Annotated in this window: 19 protein-coding genes and 1 pseudogene; 14 read left to right on the plus strand and 6 right to left on the minus strand. The window is 63.0% G+C overall.

The window, feature by feature from the left end; all coding sequences use genetic code 11:
• Positions 1–99: 99 nt before the first annotated feature.
• Positions 100–495: a cupin domain-containing protein gene (locus tag LB551_RS00875; protein WP_224657878.1), complete on the plus strand. Its 396-nt coding sequence runs from the start codon at positions 100–102 to the stop codon at positions 493–495.
• 56 nt (positions 496–551) lie between these two features.
• Here the strand turns inward: LB551_RS00875 and LB551_RS00880 are convergent, their stop codons facing one another.
• A complete protein-coding gene (locus tag LB551_RS00880; protein WP_140516803.1) occupies positions 552–1,754 on the minus strand; it encodes a pyridoxal phosphate-dependent aminotransferase in 1,203 nt (400 codons plus the stop codon).
• A gap of 215 nt (positions 1,755–1,969) precedes the next feature.
• Between LB551_RS00880 and LB551_RS00885 the strand changes: the two genes are divergently transcribed.
• From LB551_RS00885 to LB551_RS00895, 3 genes are all read left to right on the plus strand, one after another.
• Complete coding sequence (locus LB551_RS00885) at positions 1,970–2,860, plus strand: EAL domain-containing protein (RefSeq protein WP_224657879.1); 891 nt, start codon at positions 1,970–1,972, stop codon at positions 2,858–2,860.
• A complete protein-coding gene (locus LB551_RS00890) occupies positions 2,857–3,705 on the plus strand; it encodes an EAL domain-containing protein (RefSeq protein ID WP_224657880.1) in 849 nt (282 codons plus the stop codon). The genes LB551_RS00885 and LB551_RS00890 overlap by 4 nt, the downstream gene beginning before the upstream one ends.
• A 113-nt stretch (positions 3,706–3,818) precedes the next feature.
• Positions 3,819–4,427: a glutathione S-transferase family protein gene (locus tag LB551_RS00895; protein WP_224657881.1), complete on the plus strand. Its 609-nt coding sequence runs from the start codon at positions 3,819–3,821 to the stop codon at positions 4,425–4,427.
• 228 nt (positions 4,428–4,655) lie between these two features.
• On the opposite strand, the gene LB551_RS00900 is transcribed toward LB551_RS00895, so the two are convergent.
• Complete coding sequence (locus LB551_RS00900) at positions 4,656–4,868, minus strand: cold-shock protein (RefSeq protein ID WP_010910991.1); 213 nt, start codon at positions 4,866–4,868, stop codon at positions 4,656–4,658.
• Positions 4,869–5,143: 275 nt separating this feature from the next.
• On the opposite strand from LB551_RS00900, the gene LB551_RS00905 reads away from it, so the two are divergent.
• Entirely contained in the window at positions 5,144–5,473 is a 330-nt protein-coding gene (locus tag LB551_RS00905; RefSeq protein WP_224657882.1) for a hypothetical protein, read from the plus strand.
• 28 nt (positions 5,474–5,501) lie between these two features.
• Here the strand turns inward: LB551_RS00905 and LB551_RS00910 are convergent, their stop codons facing one another.
• Entirely contained in the window at positions 5,502–6,071 is a 570-nt protein-coding gene (locus tag LB551_RS00910) for a methylated-DNA--[protein]-cysteine S-methyltransferase (RefSeq protein ID WP_224657883.1), read from the minus strand.
• Between the two features lie 180 nt (positions 6,072–6,251).
• Here LB551_RS00910 and LB551_RS00915 point away from each other — a divergent pair, with 180 nt between their 5' ends.
• The 9 genes and pseudogenes from LB551_RS00915 to LB551_RS00960 all read left to right on the plus strand — a co-directional run bounded on the left by LB551_RS00915 (position 6,252) and on the right by LB551_RS00960 (position 13,723).
• The gene (locus LB551_RS00915) at positions 6,252–7,163 is read left to right on the plus strand and encodes a lytic transglycosylase domain-containing protein (protein ID WP_224657884.1); all 912 of its coding nucleotides are present in this window, start codon (positions 6,252–6,254) and stop codon (positions 7,161–7,163) included.
• A gap of 5 nt (positions 7,164–7,168) precedes the next feature.
• Positions 7,169–7,656: pseudogene (locus LB551_RS00920) on the plus strand (GNAT family N-acetyltransferase).
• A gap of 150 nt (positions 7,657–7,806) precedes the next feature.
• Positions 7,807–9,075, plus strand: a complete 1,269-nt coding sequence (locus LB551_RS00930) for an ABC transporter substrate-binding protein (RefSeq protein WP_224657885.1) — start codon at positions 7,807–7,809, stop codon at positions 9,073–9,075.
• Positions 9,076–9,131: 56 nt separating this feature from the next.
• Positions 9,132–10,088, plus strand: coding sequence for a carbohydrate ABC transporter permease (locus tag LB551_RS00935; RefSeq protein ID WP_224657886.1), 957 nt, complete (start codon positions 9,132–9,134; stop codon positions 10,086–10,088).
• Position 10,089: 1 nt separating this feature from the next.
• On the plus strand, positions 10,090–10,914 hold the full coding sequence (locus LB551_RS00940) for a carbohydrate ABC transporter permease (RefSeq protein WP_224657887.1): 825 nt from the start codon (positions 10,090–10,092) through the stop codon (positions 10,912–10,914).
• A gap of 92 nt (positions 10,915–11,006) precedes the next feature.
• On the plus strand, positions 11,007–11,750 hold the full coding sequence (locus LB551_RS00945; RefSeq protein WP_224657888.1) for a DUF899 family protein: 744 nt from the start codon (positions 11,007–11,009) through the stop codon (positions 11,748–11,750).
• 78 nt (positions 11,751–11,828) lie between these two features.
• Positions 11,829–12,380 (plus strand): DUF4142 domain-containing protein, encoded by a 552-nt coding sequence (locus LB551_RS00950; RefSeq protein ID WP_224657889.1) that lies wholly within the window; start codon positions 11,829–11,831, stop codon positions 12,378–12,380.
• A gap of 263 nt (positions 12,381–12,643) precedes the next feature.
• Positions 12,644–13,108, plus strand: coding sequence for a cupin domain-containing protein (locus tag LB551_RS00955; RefSeq protein ID WP_224657890.1), 465 nt, complete (start codon positions 12,644–12,646; stop codon positions 13,106–13,108).
• 222 nt (positions 13,109–13,330) lie between these two features.
• Complete coding sequence (locus tag LB551_RS00960) at positions 13,331–13,723, plus strand: Rid family hydrolase (RefSeq protein WP_224657891.1); 393 nt, start codon at positions 13,331–13,333, stop codon at positions 13,721–13,723.
• 80 nt (positions 13,724–13,803) lie between these two features.
• Here LB551_RS00960 and LB551_RS00965 read toward each other — a convergent pair whose 3' ends face one another.
• The 3 genes from LB551_RS00965 to carB all read right to left on the minus strand — a co-directional run bounded on the left by LB551_RS00965 (position 13,804) and on the right by carB (position 18,703).
• Positions 13,804–14,382 (minus strand): Swt1 family HEPN domain-containing protein, encoded by a 579-nt coding sequence (locus LB551_RS00965; protein WP_224657892.1) that lies wholly within the window; start codon positions 14,380–14,382, stop codon positions 13,804–13,806.
• Positions 14,379–15,101, minus strand: coding sequence for a DUF5343 domain-containing protein (locus LB551_RS00970; protein WP_224657893.1), 723 nt, complete (start codon positions 15,099–15,101; stop codon positions 14,379–14,381). Before LB551_RS00970 ends, LB551_RS00965 begins: the two co-directional genes overlap by 4 nt.
• 110 nt (positions 15,102–15,211) lie before the next feature.
• Complete coding sequence (gene carB, locus LB551_RS00975; RefSeq protein WP_224657894.1) at positions 15,212–18,703, minus strand: carbamoyl-phosphate synthase large subunit; 3,492 nt, start codon at positions 18,701–18,703, stop codon at positions 15,212–15,214.
• Positions 18,704–18,957: the final 254 nt, after the last annotated feature.

Genomic DNA, 18,957 nt, shown 5'->3' on the forward strand with positions numbered 1-18,957 from the left:
ACCCGGTTGCGTCGCCGGCCATATCGGCCGAAACTAGTGTCTCGAAAGAAGAGCGGCGTCGCCGCCGCCCGCATCGCCACCAGTTCCAGGGATCGAACGATGAAGATCATTGCCTGCGGCAGCACGCCGACCGTCACCGCACCGGAAAAGTACTTCACCGGCCGGGTGCTGCAAACGCCGATCATCGAGAAGGAGGCTCCGGCACGGCTGCGGGCGACATTGGTCAGCTTCGAGCCGGGCGCGCGGACCCACTGGCATACGCATCCGCTTGGCCAGACGCTGTACGTCACGTCGGGCGCCGGCCTCGCCCAGACCTGGGGCGGTCTCATCCAGGAGATCAGGGCAGGGGACGTCATCTCGTTCGCGCCAGGCGAAAAGCACTGGCATGGCGCCGGGCCGAAAACGGCGATGACGCATATAGCCATGCAGGAAGCGCTCGAGGGCGTGCATGCCGACTGGCTGGAAGCGGTGACGCCGGCCCAATATGGCGGCTGAGTACCGTGTCGAGCCGATCTAAAAACCCGGCGTTTGGCCGGGTTTTGTTTTCACGATCAGGTCAGTGATGCCGTGAAGCGCTGGATGCGCGTGCACGCTTCCTCCAGCAGCGTCTCCGACGTGGCGTAGGAGATGCGGAAGTTCGGACCGAGGCCGAAGGCCGAACCGAACACCACAGCCACGCCCTCGGCCTCGAGCAGCTCCGAGCAGAAGGCCTCGTCGGTGTCGATCACCTTGCCGGCCTTGGTCTTCTTGCCGATCAACTGGGCGCAGGACGGATAGACATAGAACGCGCCTTCCGGCGAAGGGCAGGAAATGCCGCGCGCCTGGTTGAGCATCGAGACGACGAGGTCGCGACGCCCCTGGAAGATCGCCTTGTTCTTGGCGATGAAGTCCTGCGGCCCGTTCAGCGCTTCGACCGAGGCCCATTGCGCGATGGTGCAGGCGCCCGACGTCTGCTGGCCCTGGATCATGTCCATCGCCTTGATCAGCTGGACGGGGCCCGCGGCGTAGCCAATGCGCCAGCCGGTCATGGCATAGGCTTTCGACACGCCGTTCATGGTCAGCGTGCGCTCATAGAGCTTCGGCTCGACCTCGGCGATGGTCTTGAAGACGAAGTCGCCATAGGTCAGATGCTCGTACATGTCGTCGGTCAGCGTCCAGACATGCGGATGCCTGAGCAGCACGTCGGCGAGCGACCGAAGCTCGGCCTCGGTGTAGGCGGCGCCCGACGGGTTCGACGGCGAGTTCATCAGCAGCCACTTTGTGCGCGGCGTGATCGCCTTTTCCAGCACAGCGGCGGTGAGCTTGAAGCCGTTGTCGATCGAAGTGTCGGCAAACACCGAGGTGCCGCCGCAGATCGCCACCATCTCGGGATAGCTGACCCAATAGGGGCGGGGAATGATCACCTCGTCGCCAGGGTTCAGCGTCGCCATGAAGGCGTTGAACAGGATCTGCTTGCCGCCGGTGCCGACGATGGTCTGCTCCGGCTTGTAGTCGAGATTGTTCTCGCGCTTGAATTTCTTCGCGATCGCTTCGCGCAGCGGCGCGATGCCCGACACCGGCGGATATTTGGTCTCACCACGGCGGATGGCCTCGATCGCCGCATTCTTGATGTTGTCGGGGGTATCGAAATCCGGTTCGCCTGCACCCAGGCCGATGACGTCGCGGCCGGCATTTTTCAGCTCGCGGGCTTTCTGCGTCACCGCGATGGTGGCGGAAGGCTTCACGCGTGAAAGGGTGTCGGCAAGGAAGGCCATGACCTTTTTCTCTCCAGAAAGGATCGGCGCGGCCAGGAGCGGCCGCGGCGCTTCTCATGTCGCATCATTCCCGTGAGTGCAAGCATTGTCGGCTGGGCCAGTGCCGCAAGGAGGTCAATGAGCCGTGATCTGCAACAGAAAGTTCATTAACGGGCGGTAGAGGCTTGCGTGGCAGGATCGCAACCCAATTGCGCCAGTTCGCGGAGCCAGGAACCTTGTCGCGCAGCATCGGGCTTGCCCATATCATCCGTCATGATGACGGCACCTCGTCAGGTGTCTGGGGCATCTACACGCTGCAAAGCGCCTTCCAGCCGATCTTCGCCTTCAGGGAAGGCAAGCTGTCGGTTGCCGCCTTCGAGGGCTTGATCCGGCCGTTCCGCGACGGCGAGCCGCAATCGCCGATGAGCTTCTTCTCGGCCTGTCCGGCCGCCGACCGGCTCCATATCGAGGCGCTGACCAGGACGCTGCATCTGCTGAATGCCGGCGCCTGCCTACCGCAGGAAGCATCGATCTTCGTCAATTTCGATCCGTCGGTGTTCACCGAGCGCGCCGTTGCCGACAATGCCTTGCGCGAAATGCGCCTGGTGCTCCACGAGGCCGGCATCGATCCGGGCCGTGTCGTGTGCGAGGTGACCGAGCAGCGCTCAGCCTCGCAGGAGACCCTGCATGGCTTCGTCGCGGCATTGAAGGGCAACGGCTTTCGCATTGCCGTCGATGATTATGGCGCCGACGATTCCGACATCAATCGCATCAAGGAGTTGAAACCCGACATCGTCAAGTTCGACGCCCACTGGATCACGCAGTTGATGGAGTCCGGCGCCGGCTTCGCGCTGCTGACGTCCATGGTGAAAAGCTTCGAGGCACAAGGCATCCGCACCGTGTTCGAGGGCATCGAGGAAGGCTGGCAGCTGGAGCTGGCCGAGAAATCCGGAGCTTCGATGGTCCAGGGTTTCGTGCTGGCGCGGCCGGAGCTGGCGCCCACCAGCTTCCGCGTCTTCGGCAGGGATGGGCCGTCGCCCACCGCCGCCGGTGCAACCTCTGTCACGGCCGGCGCGCCGCATGCGGCGCGAGCGGCGAAGGTCTTCGGGCGCAGGGGCACACCATGAGGCCCGAGCGGCGGCGCGATGTCGGCGATGCGATCTTCATGGACGAGGTCGGTATCGAATATGGCGTTTATGGCGACTTCCGCCTGCGCAGCGCCTATCAGCCGATCTTCGCGCCGCGCGGCCGCTTCCTGCACGCAATCGCGGTCGAGGGTCTGATCGAGCCGCATCGCGCCGGCCAGCCGGGCGCGGCACGGGCGTTCTTCGAAGGCGTCGCGGCCCAGGACCGGCTGTTCGTCGAAACCATGTGCCGGGTGCTGCATCTCAGGAATTTCCGCAACATCGGCGTCGATGGGCTCGATCTGTTCTTCAACTACAATCCATTGGTCAACGACCATCGGCGGCGGGCCTTGGCCGAAATCCGGCTGATGAGCAGGCATCTCGGCGAGCTCGGGCTGGCCCCCGGCATGCTGGTCTGCGAAATCACCGAACAGGCGGCCGATGACACGCTGCTGGCCAGGCTGGTGCGCGAGATGCGCCGCGACGGCATCCGCATCGCCATCGACGATTTCGGCACCGGCCACTCGACCGAGGAGCGGGTCAGCCTGCTCAAGCCCGATATCGTCAAAATCGACGGTGGCTGGTTCGCGCAATTCTGCCGGCACGCCGCCGCCGAGCGGTTCTTCCGCCCGCTGGTTTCAAGCCTGCACGACCGCGGCGCCAAGGTCCTGGTCGAAGGTATCGAACAGCCCACCCATCTGCGCGTCGCGCTCGATGGCGGCGTCGACCTGCTGCAAGGTTTTCTGCTTGCCCGGCCGGCACTGGCGGGGATGATCTTCGACGAGAAACCGCTCGCCATCGATGCGCTGCTGGGCAGGGACAGCAAGGTGGTGCCGCTGTTCGGGTAGCGCCGCGTGCTACACATCAGCGGCGCTGATCATCGCGCCAAAACTAATCATTGGCGAGGACGGCGCGGCTGCGATAATCGCGTCTGCACGTGGCAGCGCTCGGGGGACCCGCGATGATACTTTACAGCATGATCGACAGCGGCAATTGCTACAAGCCGCGCCTTCTGATGGCCAAGCTCGGCCTCCCTTTCACCACTGTCGAGGTGAGTTCGCACACGGGCGATACGCGAAAAGCGGATTTCGTCGCCAAGAATCCGAACGCCATGGTGCCGCTGCTGGAACTCGACGACGGAAGGCGGATCGCTGAATCCAACGCCATCCTGCTCTACCTCGCCGAGGGCACGCGCTTCCTGCCCGCGGACAAATATGAGCGCGGGCTCGCCTATCAATGGCTGTTCTTCGAACAGTACAGCCACGAGCCCTATATCGCCGTGCGCAAGGCGCTGCTGACTTTCCCCGAAAGGGCCAAGGACGCCACGCCCGAGCGGCTGGCGGTGACGCTGGAGCGCGGCAACAAGGCGCTCGGCGTCATGGATAAATACCTGGAGAGCAACGCTTTCTTCGCCGGAAACGCCTACAGCATCGCCGATATCGCGCTCTATGCCTATACGCATACGGCGGAGCAGGGCGGCTTCCAGCTCGACGCCTATCCGGCGGTCGTGGCCTGGCTTGGCCGCGTCGAGGCCGATCCGGGGCATGTGCCGATCGAGTGGGTGGGGTGAGCTTCGCCGGTTTCGTCAATAGTTGAATCCAGGCAAATAAAAAGGCGGGACAGTGCCCGCCTTCCCATTTCGGTAGCCTGATCGGGAGCATCCGGTCCGGGCTGGCAGCTATCTGCTGTTCCAGCTTGTCGGGTCTTTCCGCTCCGACGCGCTTCTCGCGCGACCGTCAGTACATCCGTGACTTGCCGCACGCCCCGGGCTGTCGCCCGGCGCGCGCCATTTTCAAAATCAGGCTGCCTTGCTCAGAGATCCAGCGGACGACTTGCCAGTGCGGCGGTCCTGCTCGATCTCGAAGTTGATCTTCTGGCCTTCGACCAAGGTCGACAGTCCAGCGCGCTCGACAGCGGAGATGTGGACGAAAACGTCCGCGCCGCCCGCGTCAGGCTGGATGAAGCCGAAGCCCTTGGTGGCGTTGAACCACTTGACCGTTCCAGTTGCCATTAAAATAGTCCTTCACATTTGCTTTGGTTTGACCGAACCGAGGTCCAGCCGGTGTGCATCGAGATTTTGGAGATAGACGTCAGCAAACGCGAAGATCGCGAGGCCCGGATCGATCGGCCGAAATATCAATGGGGCTGATATAGGCTGCTTTCGCACGAAATACAAGACTGCGTGAGAAAGCCGTGATCGGAGGATCGCCCAACGGCCGCCCCAATCTGCTGAAACCGTTGCGTCAGATGGCGCTGTCCGTGGGCCGCGCATCAGGGGAGAGGACCATGAAGACCATTCTGCTGGCGGCATGCCTGACGCTGGTTGCCGCCGAGGCGCAGGCGATCTCGCGCTACGATCCGACGCGGATGGACTGTGGCCGCGTGCAGGCGACGATCGCGCGGCAGGGCGCCGTCATCCTGCGCTATCAGTCGAGGCGGGTGCCGGGGCTGCCGCTCTACGACCGCTACGTGCAGAGCCAGCAATTCTGCGCCATGGGGGAGGTGAGGACACGCGCCTACGTGCCGAGCGCCGATACGAAATCCTGCCCCGTCTACAATTGCAAGCGGCCGGACAACGACCGGCATTTCCGCCGGCGGTTTTTTCATAACGACTAGCTAATCGCTCGGCGCGGCCGTTATCGCGTCAAAATCCGAATGAGACCTGCGCGGGCGGCGGCGGGCCGACGCGCACGCCTTCCATGGCCAGCATCTTTTCCTTGGTGGTCGAGCCGCCGGGCGCGGAGAAGCCGCCGATCTTGCCGCCGGCGGCGACGATGCGGTGGCACGGAATGACCAGAGGCACCGGATTGACGCCAAGTGCGGCACCCGTTTCGCGCGGCAAGCCGGCATGGCCCGCGCGCTTGGCCAGTTCGCCATAGGTGGTGGTTTCGCCATAGGCGAGCTTTCGCGCAGCGTCATAGATGGCGAGGCGGAAATCGTCGATGCCGTCGAGATCGACCGGCACGGAGGAGAAATCGACGTCCTCGCCGGCCGCATAGGCCTTGATCGAGGCGATCAGCTCGACCACCCACGGCGGCTGCACGGTAGAGGCCGAAACGCCCGCATGGCGCATCAGCCGCCGCTCCACCGCCTCGCGGCTGCGTTCGGGCAAGCAGAGCCGGATCAGGCCCTTTTCGCTCCAGGCAATGCCCATGAAGCCGATCACTGTTTCTAACACTGCGTGGCCGGCTGTGATCTGCGATGGCGTTTGCATGCCGTACTCCTTTCGCAAAATGGCCAGAAACCGGCATTCGTGCCGGTACATATCAGGAACAATATGGCATTTCGGCCTGAGTCTCGCCACCCGAAAACCACCTGAGCGCCCCGATTGCTCGCCAGGAATCGCTGGTGTAAGGGATTTCTTAACATCCGACGAACCGGACCCGAACGCGGCTTGCCAGCAAAACAAACCCTTATCCTGCTCGGCGTGATCGCGGCCATGGCCGGCGTCAGCGGTTGCACGTCGACCTCGCAGATGAAATCCGCGTCTTCCCTCACCGAAACGGCGACCGTCGCCGGTACCGATGCCGGCTTCACCATACCGTTGCCAGAGACGGTTTTGGTGCTTCCGGAATCGTCGGGGATTGCGCCCGTTCAAACCGCTGAGTTGCCCGCCGGCCCGGCCACGCAGGCGGCCGCGGCAACCGCGGCCTTTGCCGGAGCGACCCCAACCGCGCCGGCCGTGCCGGCGGTGATGACCGCCAATGCCTGGCAGGCGCCGCCGCCGGCTGGCGCCGGCGCACCAATCAAGGCGGCGGCCGCCCACGCCACCGCCGGGCTCATCGTGCCGGCGATCGCCAGGAACGATCAGAAAGCCATGCCCGGCGTGCAGCAGGCCGCCTACGTTGTGCCGCAAAATCCGGCTGCCCTCGTCCAGTTCCCTGCCGCTCCGGTGCAGGAAGAGCATGCGACCGGCGTGCGCGGCGATATCGACCGGCTGATCGTAAAATACGCCGCGCTTTATCAGGTGCCGGTCGACCTTGTGCGCCATGTCGTCAACCGCGAAAGCACCTTCAATCCCAAGGCCTACAACAACGGCCATTGGGGGCTGATGCAGATCAAGCACGCGACGGCGCGCGGCATGGGCTATGACGGACCGGCCAGGGGCCTGTTCGATGCCGAAACCAACCTGAAATACGCCGTCAAATACCTGCGTGGCGCCTGGCTGGTGTCGGACGGCAACGCCAAGCGCGCCGACTGGCTCTACCAGACCGGCTACTATTTCGACGCCAAGCGCAAAGGCCTGCTCGAGGCGACCGGCCTCGGCGTCGACCGCGAGCGGCGGCGCCTGCTGCCCGACGCCTGAGCGAAATGCCCGAACCGCGCCCGCCGGCTCCCAACGACATCCGGCTGCGCAAGATCCTCGACGAGACGCTGGTCGCGCCACATTGGCCCGAAGGCTTCGTCATGCGCAGCCTCGGGCACGGCGACGCGCCGGCCTTGCATGCGCTTTTGACCGAAGTGTTCGACGACGGTGCCGACGGCCCGTTCGACGAATGGTGGTCGCGCGTCTCAGGCGACCCCGAATTCGACCCGGCGCTCTGTTTCCTCGTCATCGACGCCAAGGCCTGCTGGCGGCGGCGGCGCTGTGCTGGACGAGCGCCTTCGTTAGGGATCTCGCCGTGCATCCGCAGGCGCGGGGCAGGGGCATCGGCGAGGCGCTGATGTGGCACGCCTTCGCCGTCTTTCGCGAACGCGGCGCCCCCCATGTCGACCTCAAGACCAACACGGTGAAAAATGCCGCCGCAGTCCGGCTCTATCAACGGCTTGGGATGAGCTCTGTCGCCTGGGAAGGCTGAGGCCGCCGCGGCCTTGTCCACCGCCGCTCGCCGGCATGGTTCGGGAACCCAGAGCGCCGCTCCGCATTCAATGAGTGGTGGAGGGGTCCGACCAGCTTTCGGCGCCTGGAAGGCTTGCGTCGCGGTTCCAAAAGGAGACCCTCCGCCGCCATGAGGCTCTTTCACGCATTTGCCGCGGTGGCCGCTGTCGCGATGATTGCGGCCGCCCCTGCGCGGGCCGTCGAGCTGTCGATCGTGTCGGGCGACACAGGCATCGGCATCAAGGTGCTGCGTGAAATCCTCGACCGCTATGAGAAGGACAGCGGCAACAAGGTCAGCATCGTCGTCATGCCGGCATCCGGGACCGACCAGTTCGGCCAGTACCGGCTGTGGCTTGCTGCCGGCAACAGCGATATCGATGTCTACCAGACCGATGTGATCTGGGCGCCGCAGCTCGCCAGCCAGCTCGTCGACCTGACCACGGCGACCAAGGATGTCGTCGGCGCCCATTTCCCTTCGATCATCCAGTCGCAGACCGTCAACGGGAGGCTGGTGGCGCTGCCGATCTTCACCGATGCGCCGGCGCTCTACTATCGCAAGGACCTGCTCGACAACTACGGAGCCAAGGTGCCTGCCACCTGGAAGGAGCTGGCCGACACCGCCAGGCTGGTCATGGACAAGGAGCGGGCGGCCGGCAACAAGGATATCTGGGGCTTCGTCTTCCAGGGCAATGCCTATGAGGGGCTGACCTGCGACGCGCTCGAATGGGTAATGTCGAACGGCGGCGGCCAGATCATCGAGCCGGACGGCACCATCTCGATCAACAACCCAAAAGCGGCGGCAGCGCTCGACATGGCCAAAGGCTGGGTCGGGACCATCGCGCCACCCGGCGTGCTGGCCTATCAGGAAGAGGAATCGCGCGGCGTGTGGCAGACCGGCAATGCGGTCTTCATGCGCAACTGGCCCTATGCCTATGCACTCGGCAATTCCGAAGGCTCGCCGATCAAGGGCAAATTCGACGTCGCGCCGCTGCCGGCCGGCACCGGCGAAGGCGCGCGGCCGGCGGCAGTGCTGGGTGGCTGGAATCTTGCCGTGTCCAAATATTCCAGGCACCCGGACGCGGCGATCGGGCTCGTCAAATTCATCGCTTCGCCCGCGATGCAGAAATACCGCGCGCTGAGGAACTCCAGCCTGCCGACCATCCAGGTGCTCTATGACGATGCCGACATCGCAAGGCAACAGCCGATCGTCCCGCGCTGGAAGCAGATTTTCCTCAATGCCGTGCCGCGTCCCTCGGCCGCGGCCAAGATCAAGTACAACGAGGCGTCGAGCCAGTTCTGGAACGCCGTCCACAAGACGCTGTCGGGCGATGGCGCCGCCGGCGACAATCTGGCCGACCTCGAAGCCATGCTGACCAGGCTGAAGGGTCGTGGCTGGTGACGCCACAACGCGCCTCCATATCCCGCCCGGCCGGAGGGATGACAGAAACGGAGCCGATGCCTGAAACAGCCGCGACCCGCCGCCCGCGCTCGCGGCTGATGCGCCAGCGCGTGCGCTCGGCCTGGCTGTTCCTGGCACCGATGCTCCTGGTGCTCGCCGCCGCCGCCGGCTGGCCGCTCGCCCGCACCATCTATTTCAGCTTCACCGACGCTTCGCTGGCCGACCTCGACGCCCGCCAATGGGCAGGCTTCGCCAATTACTTCTCGGTGCTGCATATGCCGAGCGGCCGAGTGCTCTATGACGGCGTGCTGGCCGACCCGGTCTGGTGGAGCGCCGTCTGGAACACGGTGCGTTTCGCGGTGATTTCGGTGACCTGCGAGACGATCCTCGGCATGATCGTCGCGCTGGTGCTCAATGCCGAATTTCCGGGCCGCGGCATCGTCAGGGCGGCGATCCTCATCCCCTGGGCGATCCCGACCATCGTCTCGGCCAAGATGTGGCAGTGGATGCTCAACGACCAGTTCGGCATCATCAATGTGGTTCTGCTCAATCTCGGCCTGATCGACAGCAAAATCGCCTGGACGGCCAATGCCGACACGGCGATGGCGGCCGTGCTGGTCGTCGACATCTGGAAGACGACGCCGTTCATGGCGCTGCTCATCCTCGCCGCGCTGCAGATGCTGCCGCGCGAGATCATCGAGGTCGCCAAGCTCGATGGCGCCAATCCGTGGCAGATCTTCTGGCGGGTGACCTTGCCGCTGATCCGCCCGGCGGTGATGGTGGCGGTGATCTTCCGCGCGCTCGATGCGCTGCGCATCTTCGACCTGATCTATGTGCTGACGCCCAACAATGTGCACACCAAATCGATGTCGGTGTTCGCGCGCGAGAACCTGTTCGAGTTCGACAAGTTCGCCTACGGCTCGGCCGCTTCGACGCTGCTGTTCCTCATTCTTGCCCTTCTCACCATGGCCTATATCCGGATCGGCCGGGTCAGCCTGGACGGAGGGCGCTGAGATGGGGATCCTGAAGCGGACGGCTTTCTACCTGCTGGTCGCGGTCATCGTGCTGGTCGCGGTATTCCCGTTCTACTACGCCATCGTCACCAGCCTGAAATCGGGCACCGAGCTCTTCCAGGCGGACCTCTGGCCGCGGACGTTCAGCCTCGGCAACTACCGCAACGTGCTGACCGAAGGCGCCTTCGCGCGCAACCTCGTGAACTCGTTGGTGGTTTCAGGCGCGGTCGTCGCGCTCTCGCTGTTCCTTGGCGTCACCGCGGCCTATGCGCTGGCGCGCGTGCGCTTTCGCGGCCGTTCGGCGCTGCTCTTCGCCATCCTGTCGGTGTCGATGTTCCCGCAGGTGGCGGTGCTGGCCGGGCTGTTCGAGCTGGTGCGGATGTTCGGCCTCTACAATTCGCTTTTCGCGCTGATCTTCTCCTACATGATCTTCACCTTGCCGTTCACCGTCTGGGTGTTGACCGCGTTCGTGCGCGACCTGCCGGTCGAGGTCGAGGAGGCGGCGATCCTCGATGGCGCGACGCCGTGGATCATCGTCACGCGCATCTTCCTGCCGCTGATGTGGCCGGCGCTGGCGACCACCGGGCTGCTCGCCTTCATCGGCGCGTGGAACGAGTTCCTGTTTGCCCTGACCTTCACCTGCAACAACGCGCAGCGGACCGTGCCGGTGGCGATCGCGCTGCTGTCGGGCAATTCGCAGTTCGAGATCCCGTGGGGCAACATCATGGCCGCGTCGGTGATCGTCACCGTGCCGCTGGTGGTGTTGGTGCTGATCTTCCAGCGCAAGATCGTCTCGGGCCTGACCGCCGGCGGCGTGAAAGGGTGAAGGGAAATTGTCGGAATCGGCCTGAGCGGCCCGTCCTTAGGTCGTAGAGCAACCGCGCCGGGACGCCGGCGCTGTGACCCAAGGAGCCGATCATGATCACCTTTCCCAACGAATCCGCCAAATATCGCGCCGCCCGCGAAAAACTGCTGCAGAAGGAAATCGAGCTGCGCCGCGCCATGGAAGCGGTTGCCGTCGCGCGCCGCTCGCTGCCGCCGGGCGGGCTGGTGCCACAGGATTACGTGTTCGACGGGCTGGATGCCGAGGGCAGGCCGGCTGAGATAAAGCTGTCGCAGCTGTTCGCGCCCGGCAAAGACACGCTGATCCTCTACCAGATGATGTTTCCGCGCCATCCGCAGGAGACGCGCGACGTGGCAATGACGGGCGGCACGGCGAAGCTGGCGCGGCAGGAGCAGCCATGCCCGTCCTGCACGGCGCTGCTCGACCAGTTCGACGGCGCGGTCGGCAATCTCGAAGCCGCCGGCTTCAACTTCTGCGTGGTGGCGAAAACCGCGCTCGAAAACCTGCTCACGCTCGGCCGCGACCGCGGCTGGAAGAACATGCGGCTGGTGTCGTCGGCCTCCAGCAGCTTCAAGCGCGACTACAATGCGGAGGCGGTCGACGGCGCGCAGATCCCGCTGCTGTCGGTGTTCCACCGCGATGCTGACGGCATCCGCCATTTCTGGTCGTCCGAGCTGGACTTCGCCGCGCCCGAACCCGGCCAGGACCCACGCGCCATCGGCACCTGCGAGATCCTCTGGAATCTGATGGATTTCACGCCGGAAGGCCGGCCGAACTGGGACGAGCAGCTGCAATATGGCGAGGCGTGCTGCCATTGAAGGCAGGGCGCCCGGCGCAACTTCCGCTCCTCTGCGGCGTTGGAATCCCGAGGGATCCATTCCGACCGGAGATTGCAGATGAAAACGCTTCTGACCATGACCGCCGCGGCCTTGCTCGCCGGGGCGCCCGCAGCGCTTGCCCAATCCACCGCCCAAACGACCCCGTTGGCCGCCGACAGCAAGGTCGACACGCAGACCTTCATCAAAACGGTGCCCGGCGCCAACGAGTTCGAGATCCAGTCGAGCAAGCTCGCCGAGCAGAAATCCGCCTCGGCCGACGTCAAGGCCTTCGCCAAACAGATGATCACCGACCACACCAAGGCCGGTGAGGACTTCAAGGCGGCACTCGCCCAAGGCCAGACCACCGCCTCGACCAAGCCGGCCGGCCCGGCGCTGCAGCCGAAAGAACAGGGCCAGCTCGACGAACTCAAGGCCGCCAGCGGCAAGGACTTCGACACCAAATACATCATGATGCAGGCCGAAGCGCACAAACAGGCGGTGGCGCTGTTCAGCACCTATGCCAAATCGGGCGATGATCCGGCGATGAAGGAATTCGCCAAGAAGACGCTGCCGGTGCTGAAGATGCACGAAAAGCACGTGAAGGAACTGGGGGCGGCGCATCAGGGGTGAGGGGCAGTCAGGCAGGAGCTGAACGGCTGACGATAATGCTCTACGGCGCCCCCCTCTGTCCTGCCGGACATCTCCCCACAGGTGGGGAGATTGACTGTACTTTTGGCCTTCGCCAATCTCCAACGTGGCAAGAAGAGAGCCGGCGCCGAAGCCGCCAATCTCCCCCCAAGTGGGGGAGATGTCCGGCAGGACAGAGGGGGGCGCCGTAGAGCGCGACGCTCTGCGAATTTAGACTGCGGTCATCCATCCGAGAGAAGGGTCCCATGCCCAGAATAGACATATCAGCCCTGCCCATCCGCAAGGGCTCGGGCTACCCCGCGCCCTTCGACGCCCCTTGTGCGAACCGCACGCGCCGCCGCCTTGGCGATGCTGGCGGCCTCACAGATTTCGGCGTCAACCTGATGACATTGCCATCCGGCGGCTGGTCGAGCCAGCGCCACTGGCACAGCCATGAGGACGAGTTCGTCTATGTGCTGGAAGGCGAGTTGACGCTGGTCGAGGATGGCGGCGAGACGCTGCTGAGCGCCGGCGACTGCGCGACCTTCGCCAAGAACAGCGGCAACGGCCACCATTTGATCAACCGCTCGTCCACGACGGCGCTCTACCTCGAGGTCGGCTCGCGCAACCCGGATGATGTCATCACCTGCTCCGACGTCGACATGATGAGCCCCAGCGCCGACGGGCGTTTTCTGCACAAGGACGGCACGCCGTATCCGGTGCAGGAGTGAGCGCTGGCTCTGGTCTCCCTTCTCCCCTTGTGGGAGAAGGTGTCGCCGCAGGCGACGGATGAGGGGTGCTCCAGGGAACGCCAACGCCTCACTCCGCTGGAACACCCCTCAACCGTCTCGCCGCTATGCGGCGATCCACCTTCTCCCACAAGGGGAGAAGGAAGAGACGCTGGCATTCGGCCGGCGCCGCGATAAGCTCCCGCTAACCCAGGGAGCATCACCATGAAAAAAGAAGTCATCGAAGTACCCGTCATGTCGGACAAGGTGCGCTCACTCGGCCTGCCCTGTTCGACGGCGGTGAAGGCCAACGGCTTCGTGTTCATCTCGGCGACGCCGCCGGTGGACATGGTGACCGGCGAGATGGTGCGCGGCGACATCGAGGTGCAGACCGAGGCGTCGCTGAAGGCGCTGAAACATTGCCTGGAAGCGGCGGGCACCTCATTGGAAAACGTGGTGATGGTGCGCATCTACGCCGTCAATTCCGGCTTCTACAACGCGATCAACCGGGTTTATGCGCGGTACTTCAGCGTTAACCCGCCGGCGCGGAGCTTTGTGCCGGTGGCGTCGTGGCCGATGGAGTTCGATATCGAGATTGAGTGCGTGGCGGTGGCGTGAGATATCGAGGGGGTAGGCGTGGGATCCAAATGACTTCCAGGCCACTCAGTCTTTTCCAACAATCCTCAGATTGGACAGCGTTACTTTGGCCCCTCTAAGAGTCTGAACCAATCTTTTACCGTCAGTTTCAAACGATCAACCTCGTCTTCTGCCAGTATCCCGCAGTGAGCGATAGGACCCCTCAGAGTGTTGAGTGAGAACATCACCCGTCCCATTGCCTTTTGATTGCTGAGAATTCCTCCAAATAAAACCCAATTTGAACGGATTATCTCGCCAAGCTGTCCAAATGAAACATAGTCTAGCTCGTTCTCTGAGCGACTCGTAACGGCGGCCTCTTGTTCTCGCTGTTGATTAAATTTACACTCTTCTTTCGCGCTTCCTGGCGCATAACTATCCCACCAATGCGGTCCATAGACCTCGGACAAGGTGTCGCCGATTAATTTACGAATGTCGTTTTCTAGCATATAGAAAAGCTTATAATATTGAGACATACGCTCGGCGTTTTCGCGTACGTCGCTCGAGAATTGTTTTATAGATGAAAATATTTCAGGCTGAACGGCAACCTTCGACGGGTCAATTTTTTCGGTTATAATGTCCGTAGACACCTTTACAGAGGCCGACTTAAGAACAAATAGCTCTATTTTATCCAACTTACTCATTTCATCAAGTTTTCCTTGATGCTTCTGAATATTGCGTTGAGAACGGTGAGGTCAGATGTTTCGGGCAAAACAATATTTATGTTATAAACAAGACCGATCTCGCTGACAGCGCTATCCCTCCGCTCTTGTCGCACAAAAGGCCGAATTTCTGGTGCTTCGGCACCGTCACTGTCTTCAGTGCCGTTGGATTGGCCTACCTCCATATTCGGTGGAATATAAGATTTGATGACGTTGAATGTGCTTCGTATCGCCATCGCGACAGGGTCGGTTGGCTTAAGGCCTGTTACTTCAACAATTATGTCTTTTAGTTTTGATTCCTCAGCAGAGTATGCATATTCGCTTCTGCGAAAAATCTCTTGAAAAGCGCTTCGTAGCCCTTGCAACGCGGCCGCTCCGCGTCCGCTGTCTGTTCTAAATTTAGCGTAGAGTTCGGTGGGCGTCCCGTCGCTACCGAGAAAGTTCATTTTCTTAAGTATTGGTATTGTCGCTCTTGCACCACCTCCAGACAATTTGAGGACGTTTTCAAGAAAATCAACGCTAAATCGTTCTGGGCGCTGGGCTTCGATGAGTCGATCTAACGTTTTCTTTAGCGTTCCACTAGCAGTAAGATATGGTAAATTGCCGGGTATTTTTCTTTGTGTCGCGGTTTGCTTTTCGGAAGAATTATTACTTTGAGTGCCTGATGCTGCTGGCTCTTTGTTTTCCGTTGACTCCGTCATCTCTCCCGCCCCGATCCAAATCAATTAGATAGGGTGGCAGAAGAATCAGTTTGCTGTCAATTGTCGCTCTGACTACTGTTTTGTTCCTCTGAGGCGCGATTCGACGGTCGTTAACTAAAATACTCCTGCAACGGCCGCACCTCCAGGCTCCCAGCCTTCAGCGCCGCGATCGCCTCGGCCACCGCCGCCGCTCCCGATAGCGTCGTGTAATACGGTACCTTCTGCATCAGCGTCGCGCGGCGCAGCGATTTGGAATCCGACACTGCCTTCTGGCCATCAGTCGTGTTGAAGACGATCTGGACCTGGCGGTTGCGGATGGCGTCTTCGATGTGAGGGCGGCCTTCCAGCACCTTGTTGATCTTCTCGGCGACGACGCCGTTTTCGGCGAGGAAGCGGGCGGTGCCTGAGGTTGCCATCACCTTGAAGCCGAGGCCGGCGAGGCGCTTGACCGCGGGCAATATGCCTTTCTTGTCCTCGTCGCGCACCGAGACGAACAGCGTGCCGGAGCGGGGCAGGTCGACGCCGGCCCCTAACTGGCTCTTGGCGAAGGCCAGCGCAAAGTCGCGGTCGAGGCCCATGACCTCGCCGGTCGAGCGCATTTCCGGGCCGAGCAATATGTCGACGCCGGGGAAGCGGGCGAAGGGGAAGACGGCTTCCTTGACCGCGATGTGACCGGGGTTCCTGGGGTCGGGCATGGCGCCGTAATGGGCGAAAGCGTCTTCGAGGCTCTCGCCGGCCATGATGCGGGCTGCGATCTTGGCGATGGGTCGGCCGATGGTCTTGGCGACGAAGGGCACAGTGCGCGACGCGCGCGGGTTGACCTCCAGCACATAGACCGTGCCGTCCTTGATCGCGTACTGCACGTTCATCAGCCCGCCGACATTGAGCGCGCGGGCAAGTGCCGCCGTCTGGCGCTCCAGTTCGTCGACCAACTCCGAAGGCAGCGAGTGAACGGGCAGCGAGCAGGCCGAGTCGCCCGAATGGATGCCGGCCTCCTCGATGTGCTCCAATATCCCCGACACGAAGGTCGCCTTGCCGTCGCAGAGGCAGTCGACATCGACCTCGATGGCGCCGGATAGATAGGTGTCGAACAGCAGCGGGTTCTTGCCCAAGAGCGTGTTGATCTGGCCGGTCTTGTCGTTGGGGTATTTCTGCTTGATGTCCTCCGGCACCAGGCCGGGCACGGTGTCGAGCAGGTAGGATTGCAGCATGCCCTCGTCATGGATGATCTGCATGGCGCGGCCGCCCAGCACATAGGAGGGGCGCACCACCAGGGGGAAACCGAGTTCGCCGGCGACGAGGCGGGCCTGCTCGACCGAATAGGCGATGCCGTTCTTCGGCTGGCTGAGGTTGAGCTTGTGCAAGAGCTTCTGGAAGCGGTCGCGGTCCTCGGCCAGGTCGATCATGTCGGGCGAGGTGCCGAGGATCGGGATGCCGGCCTTCTCCAGCGCGTCGGCCAGCTTCAGCGGCGTCTGGCCGCCGAACTGGACGATGACGCCGACCAGTTCGCCCGAGGCCTGCTCGGCACGCAGGATCTCCAGCACGTCCTCCGCCGTCAGCGGATCGAAATAGAGCCGGTCCGACGTGTCGTAGTCGGTCGACACCGTCTCCGGGTTGCAGTTGATCATGATCGCTTCATAGCCGGCATCGCGCAGGGCAAAGGCCGCGTGGCAGCAGCAATAGTCGAACTCGATGCCCTGGCCGATGCGGTTCGGCCCGCCGCCGAGGATGACGACCTTCTTGCGCGACGAAACCTGCGCCTCGCTGGCGAGCGCGCCGGCGAACGGCACTTCATAAGTGGAGTACATGTAGGCGGTCGGCGAGGCGAACTCGGCCGCGCAGGTGTCGATGCGTTTATAAACCGGATGAACGTCGAGCTTTTCGCGAATCTTCTGAACGACTTCCACGTCGCTCTTCGTCAGCGACGCGAGGCGGGCGTCCGAAAAACCCATGGCCTTCAGCATGCGCAGATTGGCGGCATTCTCAGGCAGGCCGTGTTCGCGGATGCGGGCTTCCATGGCGAGGATGCCCGCGATCTGCTCGAGGAACCACGGGTCGATCTTGCACATTGCGTGCACGTCTTCGAGCGAGGTGCCCATGCGGATCGCCTGCGCCACCATGCGCAGCCGGTCGGGCGTCGGCGTGCCGAGTGCTGCACGGATAGCATTGCGGTCGTCAGTGCTGTTGGCCGAGCCGAGACCGGGGATCTCGATCTCGTCGAGACCGGTGAGGCCCGTCTCCAGCCCGCGCAGCGCCTTCTGCAGGGATTCCTGGAAGGTGCGGCCGATGGCCATGACTTCGCCGACCGACTTCATGGCGGTGGTCAGCACAGGCTCGGCGCCGGGGAATTTTTCGAAGGCAAAGCGCGGGATTTTCGTGACGACGTAGTCGATGCTCGGCTCGAACGAGGCGGGCGTGGCGCCGCCGGTGATGTCGTTCTCCAGCTCGTCCAGCGTGTAGCCGACGGCGAGTTTCGCCGCGATCTTGGCGATGGGGAAACCGGTCGCCTTCGAGGCTAGCGCTGAGGAGCGCGAGACGCGCGGGTTCATCTCGATGACGACAAGGCGGCCATCGGCCGGGTTGACGGCGAACTGAACGTTGGAGCCGCCGGTCTCGACGCCGATCTCGCGCAGCACCGCGATCGAGGCGTTGCGCATCATCTGGTATTCCTTGTCGGTCAAGGTCAGCGCCGGGGCGACGGTGATCGAATCGCCCGTGTGCACGCCCATCGGGTCGATGTTCTCGATCGAGCAGACGATGATGCAATTGTCCGCTCTGTCGCGGACGACCTCCATCTCGTACTCCTTCCAGCCGAGCACGCTTTCCTCGATCAGCACTTCGGTGGTCGGCGAGGCGTCGAGGCCGGACTGGACGATGTCGAAGAATTCGGCCCTGTTGTAGGCGATGCCGCCGCCGGTGCCGCCCATGGTGAAGGAGGGGCGGATGATGGCGGGCAGGCCGACATGGTCGAGCGCCTGGGCGGCGATCGCCATGGCGTGGCTGATATAGCGCTGCTTGCGGTCGCCTTCGCCGAGGTTCCAGCTTGTCTCCAGCGCGTCGAGCGCGGCGTCGAGATTGTCGGGCTTTTCTGCCTTCAGCGCGGCGCGTTCGGCCTCATGCGTCTTGCGGTCGGCGTTCTTGACGTCGGTGGCGTTGGCCAGCATCGACTTCGGCGTTTCCAGGCCGATCTTCTTCATCGCCTCGCGGAACAGCGCCCGGTCCTCGGCCTTGTCGATGGCCGTGGCGTCGGCGCCGATCATCTCGACATTATAGCGCTCCAGGACGCCCATGCGGCGCAACGAGAGCGCGGTGTTGAGCGCGGTCTGGCCGCCCATGGTGGGCAGCAGCGCATCCGGGCGCTCCTTGGCGATGATCTTGGCCACGACTTCGGGGGTGATCGGCTCGATATAGGTGGCGTCGGCCAGTTCCGGGTCGGTCATGATGGTGGCCGGGTTGGAATTGACCAGGATGACGCGGAAGCCCTCCTCCTTCAGCGCCTTGCAGGCCTGGGTTCCGGAATAGTCGAACTCGCAGGCCTGGCCGATGACGATGGGGCCGGCCCCGATGATCAGGATCGACTTGATGTCGGTGCGTCTTGGCATCTTTATGAATTCCGTTCGGCGAGCGGCTTGCACGAAAAACCGGGACGGGAGACCCGGCCGGTTGTGCTTGCGATTCTGGTATCAGGCTAGGAGGGCCTTATAGGGAAGAGTTTTGCCTGATGTAACCCCGAAAATGAGGGCAGTAGGGCAGTAGGGCAGTAGGGCAGTAGGGCAGTAGGGCAGTAGGGCAGTAGGGCAGTAGGGCAGTAGGGCAAGGCCTTCCAGGCACTTCACATATTGCCTTGCTGCCCTAC

It is taken from the genome of Mesorhizobium sp. BR1-1-2, assembly GCF_020165435.1.
In the GTDB taxonomy this organism is placed as follows: domain Bacteria; phylum Pseudomonadota; class Alphaproteobacteria; order Rhizobiales; family Rhizobiaceae; genus Mesorhizobium.